The organism is Verrucomicrobiota bacterium, from assembly GCA_037139415.1.
Taxonomy (GTDB): domain Bacteria; phylum Verrucomicrobiota; class Verrucomicrobiia; order Limisphaerales; family Fontisphaeraceae; genus JBAXGN01.
Genome location: JBAXGN010000312.1, coordinates 1 through 4,825 on the forward strand (window position 1 = coordinate 1; position 4,825 = coordinate 4,825).

Annotated in this window: 4 protein-coding genes and 1 other RNA gene; all 5 read left to right on the forward strand. The window is 60.5% G+C overall.

Annotated elements, in window-relative coordinates; genetic code table 11:
- Positions 1-50: 50 nt before the first annotated feature.
- Positions 51-389, forward strand: coding sequence for a hypothetical protein (locus WCO56_28895; GenBank protein MEI7733618.1), 339 nt, complete (start codon positions 51-53; stop codon positions 387-389).
- A 332-nt stretch (positions 390-721) separates the two neighbouring features.
- A complete protein-coding gene (locus tag WCO56_28900) occupies positions 722-2,290 on the forward strand; it encodes an aromatic amino acid ammonia-lyase (GenBank protein ID MEI7733619.1) in 1,569 nt (522 codons plus the stop codon).
- A 12-nt stretch (positions 2,291-2,302) separates the two neighbouring features.
- Positions 2,303-3,247, forward strand: a complete 945-nt coding sequence (locus tag WCO56_28905; GenBank protein MEI7733620.1) for a hypothetical protein — start codon at positions 2,303-2,305, stop codon at positions 3,245-3,247.
- Between the two features lie 11 nt (positions 3,248-3,258).
- On the forward strand, positions 3,259-4,548 hold the full coding sequence (locus WCO56_28910; protein MEI7733621.1) for an OFA family MFS transporter: 1,290 nt from the start codon (positions 3,259-3,261) through the stop codon (positions 4,546-4,548).
- A 218-nt stretch (positions 4,549-4,766) separates the two neighbouring features.
- Positions 4,767-4,825, forward strand: an RNA gene (gene ffs / locus WCO56_28915) — signal recognition particle sRNA small type; the annotation flags it as partial.

The following is a 4,825-nucleotide window of genomic DNA, read 5'->3' on the forward strand; positions in this document are numbered from 1 at the left end:
AAATCGGGCTTAATCATCCTTAATCCTTAACCCTAAATACTTTTCTTTTTATGCCTTTTGATCCGAACAAACCCGTTGATAATTCACTGGCCGAAGCCGGCGAACTGCGCGACCAATTCAACGCCCTCAAGGCCCTGGATGATGACAAGAGCGCCCGTATTGCTGCGCTGGAGGCGCAAGTTGCCGCCCTTCAGGCGAGCGTCGTCACCACCACGCAGTTGGCCGAGGCACTGAGTAATCTCAGTGCGGCCCTCATTGCCAACAGCAGCGCGAACAGCAACGGCGTGATGCCGATGGATTTCGTGGTGAGCGATCCGCCCACGCAATGGGAGACCGGTACCATATATAATACGCTGAACGCGCTGATCCAGGCGCTGCGGCGGCAGTAGGGGAAGCAAGTAGCCGCGGACGTGAGTCCGCGCTGATCTGCTCAGGGCGCTTCGGTGCGGGGGTGACCGCCGATTGGGCCAAAACCGAAATGTGTGCCGACTCACGTCGGCGGCTACGGATTTGGGGGAGCCGCGCATCGCAGGGAGACAGAGAACCACCCCTCACCCTGCCCTCTCACCTCGGCGGGGGTGGCCGTGGTTGCGCGTGTCCTGCATTGGGTTGGCTGAACAATTTGTTGCAGCGGTGATCGCTTCAAGGGTATGGTTCGCGCCGCAGACTTTTCCCGAAGTGACCGGGGCGGTTTGCTTAAGCTCAATGGATAAAGGCGTGCATGATTGATTTGGATGGCCATCATTTGACGATTCCCGCGTTGTGGCGGATCGCGCAACGGGAGGAGAACTGTGCCTTGCCGCCGGCGGCAACAACGCGCATGGCGGAGAGCCGCGCTTTGGTGGATAAGCTGGCCGCCGAGCCGCGCGCCATTTACGGCATCAATACCGGGTTCGGCCCCCTGAGCGGCACGCGGGTTTCTCCGCAGGATTTGCAGCAGCATCAGTTGAATTTGCTGCATCATCTGACCGTTGGCCAGGGCGCGCTGTTTTCCCCGCCCGAGACGCGGGTCATCATGGCGGCGCGGGCCAATGCGATGGCGCGGGGCTATTCCGGCATCCGCCCGGTGGTGGTGGAGCTGCTGGTGAAGGCGTTGAACTTGGATATTTTGCCGGAGATACCGTGTGAAGGGTCGGTGGGTGCCAGCGGCGATCTGGCGCCGTTGGCCCACATGACGCGGATGCTGGTTGGCTTGGGGCACGTGCGCTCCGGCGACCAGCGCATCACCGCGCTGGCGGCGTTCAGCCAGCAGGGGCTTACTCCCGCCGTGCTGCAATGCAAGGAGGCGCTGGCGCTGGTCAATGGCACGTCCGTCATGGCGGCGCTCGCCGCGTTGGCCACTCATGAGGCGGGGCTCTTGCTGAGTTATTCGGAATTGCTGACCGCCAATTTATTTCAAGTGCTGTGGGCGTCGCCGGAAGTGTTGTGCGAGCAGGTGCACAAGGCGCGCGGGTTTCGCGGCCAAAGCACGGTGGCGGATCGCATCGCCGGTCATCTGCGAACGCATCCCCGGTTTTGCCAGCAGATTGACGAGCATCAATGGGGAGCCAGCGCGAAACCCGTCGCGCCCGGCGTGGAGATTCAGGACCCGTATTCGGTCCGTTGCGCGCCGCAGGTGTTGGGAGCGTTTCAGGAGGCGCTGTGGCATGTGGAATATATCGTGGAACGCGAGATCAACGCCTCCACCGATAATCCGCTGATCTTCCCCCAAACTAATTCGGTGATTCATTGCGGGAATTTCTACGGCCAGCAGATTTCCATGGCGTGCGATTATTTGCGGCTGGGGTTGGCCAAGATGGGCCTGTTGCTGGAGCGGCAGTTGGAACGGCTCGTCAACTGGCGCTACAGCCAAGGACTGCCACCATTACTTTCGGGCGGCGATCCGGGGCTGAACTCCGGTTTCATGGGCGTGCAGTTGCTGGCAACGTCGCTGGCTGCCGAATGCCGCATTTTGTGTACGCCGGCCTCGGTGCAGACCATCCCCACCAACGCCAACAATCAGGACGTGGTGAGCATGGGCACCATTTCCGCCCGCATGACCCGCGACCTGCTGGGCAAGGTGTGGAAGCTGGCCGCCATTCAGGCGCTGGCGCTGGCCCAGGCGGCGGATTTGCGCGGCGGCGACATCATGGGCGAGCAGTTCCGCGCAATGCATCAGCAAATCCGCACCATTTCAGAACGGCTGGACAACGACCGTCCGTTGTTCGAGGACATCGCCCGCGCGGTGACGCTCCTGCAATCTCCCGCGACTCAACAGCAGTTGTTGCCGCCACGTCCGCCATCACCGTAACCTTTCGGCGCTGTGCCCGAGCCCACTCTCAACGCCACCGCACAAGCTGCCCCGCCCGGACCGGAAGTTCGCTGGTCGGGACGCAGCCGGGGCGGATACTTTGGCAATTGGTTCTTCGTGCAGCTCATTCGCTGGTGCGGGCTGTGGCCGGCGTACTTCTGGCTCATCTTTGTGGCAGCGTATTTCACGCTCGCCAGCCCCCAATCCTATCGCAGTTCCGTCCAATTCCTGCGGCGCGTGCGCGGTCCGCAACCGTTTTGGCGATGGCCGTTTCTGGTCTATCAACATTTCTTTTCCTTCGGCGTGACGCTGTTGGACCGTCTCGGGGTCATCATGGGCCAGGCCAGAATGGAATACAGCTTTGAGAACGAAGCGTTGTTCCGCGAATACCTGGGACGCGGCCAGGGCATCATCCTGCTGGGCGCGCACCTGGGCAGTTGGGATTTGGGCGGCCATCTGCTGGGCCGTCTGGACAAACCGGTCAACCTCATTGTGCTGGAAAAGGAAGAGGCGCAAATCCGGAAACTGTACAGTCAGGCGTTGGCGGCCAAACAATTCCAGTTACTGTCCACGGATGGACATCCCTTGCGCAGCATCCCCATCATTGCCGCGTTGCGCCGGGGAGAGATTGTGGCGCTGCATGGGGATCGCACTTTCGGCGGAGCCGCCCAAGCGGCGCCATTCCTCGGCGGGACCGCACAATTCCCCGTGGGCGCTTTCCTTTTGGCGGCGGCCAGCGGCGCGCCGATCTTCCAGGTCTTTAGTGTCCGCGAGAAAATCGGGCACTACCGCTGCTACACCTTCCCACCGCAGTTCCTTGACCGCAAACTACTGCGCGCCACGCCTGAACAATTGCAGCCGTATGTCAACGAGTACGCCGACCGCCTGGCGGAGTTTGCCCGGCGTTACCCGTATCAGTGGTCCAACTTCTATCCGTTCTGGGAGGAAACGGTTTGAGATTGAATCCAATGACCGGTACCCATAAAGATACGCCGATGAATCGCTGGGTAATTGCCATCTCCGGCACCGTTTTGCAACTGTGCCTGGGGACGATTTATGCCTGGAGCTATTTCCAAAAGCCGCTGGTGGAAACCTATCACTGGAGTAACACCCAGGTGGCCTGGGTGTTCAGCCTGGCGATTTGTTGCCTCGGGCTGGCGGCAGCTTGGGGCGGCTTGAACCTCGCCCGCTTCGGTCCGCGCACACTGGCCATGGCCGGTGGACTGTTATATGGCAGCGGCAACCTCCTGGCCGCACTGGCGTTGTACCTGCAATCCCTGCCTTTGTTGTACATCGGATTCGGAATCCTCGGCGGCACCGGTCTGGGGTTGGGCTACGTCACCCCGGTCGCCACCGTAGCCAAATGGTTCCCGGATAAAAAAGGACTGGTCACCGGCATGGTCATCATGGGCTTCGGGTTCGGCGCGCTGCTCATGAGTAAGGTGCTGGCTCCCTCCTTGATGGCGCTCACCGGCGGAAACCTGGTACTGGTGTTCACGTTTTCAGGCGTCGCTCTCCTGATGGTGGCCACGGCATGTGGCGCGATGCTGAGCAATCCGCCGCCGGATTTTTCGCTACCCGGAATCGCCGCCCCGGCTAATTCCCCGGCGAATATAGCCTCCCCTGCCCCGCCGACGCCGGACGCCGGCAACCCACTGCACTCCGCGCGGTTTTGGATGATGTGGGGCGTGTTCTTTTGCAACATCGTCGCGGGCATTGCCATCATCGGGTTTCAATCGCCCATGCTGCAAGACCTGCTGAAACCGTCCCATCCCAACTTGGCTCCAGCCTCCCTGGCCACCTATGGCGCTACCTTGATTGCCGTCAGCTCGATCTTTAACGGTTTGGGGCGCTTTTTCTGGGGCGGTCTCTCGGATCGCATTGGCCGGGTGCAAACTTTCCGAATCATCCTGGCCACGCAAGTGGTGGCATTTATATTACTGGCCTGGGTTGCCCACCCATGGCTGTTCGCCGCCTTGATCTGTTATGTGCTGCTCTGCTACGGTGGCGGGTTCGGCACCATGCCTTCCTTTGTGCTCGATACCTTTGGAGCTGCGCGCATGCCTGTGGTGTACGGGGCGATCCTGACCGCCTGGTCGGCGGCGGGAATTGTGGGGCCGCAAATCGTCGCCTGGCTCAAGGATCATCAACCTGCCCGAGCCGCCACGCTGGCGTTCTTGATTGGCGCTGGATTCCTGGCCACGGGTTTTATCCTCTCGCTGCGACTATCGGATCGCGCGATGGGAAACAAACGATAACCAGTTCAAGCCAACGGATTACCCGGATGAACCGATGGATAATCTCATCTACCCCTTAACCGTTATTCCCAAAGCCAAAATGCGGGGAATTTGGTTGGAAGTCTCATGCCTCACTGAAAACAGCGAAATGCAATCGGTTTGTTGTAAAGTTTTTCCGAATTCTGCGTTTTCTGGCTTGCTGGCGGGAGCCCAGTGAGGCTTAATGAGCCCGCTAATTTTGCCAGGGCCCATGGAATGCGGACTTACGAACCCCGCCAGGGCCGGAAGGCAGCAACGG

Excerpts from the sequence above, each read along its gene's own strand:
- WCO56_28895 (MEI7733618.1), top strand. The coding sequence starts at position 51 with ATGCCTTTTGATCCGAACAAACCCGTTGATAATTCACTGGCCGAAGCC.
- WCO56_28900 (MEI7733619.1), top strand. The coding sequence starts at position 722 with ATGATTGATTTGGATGGCCATCATTTGACGATTCCCGCGTTGTGGCGG.
- WCO56_28910 (MEI7733621.1), top strand. The coding sequence starts at position 3,259 with ATGACCGGTACCCATAAAGATACGCCGATGAATCGCTGGGTAATTGCC.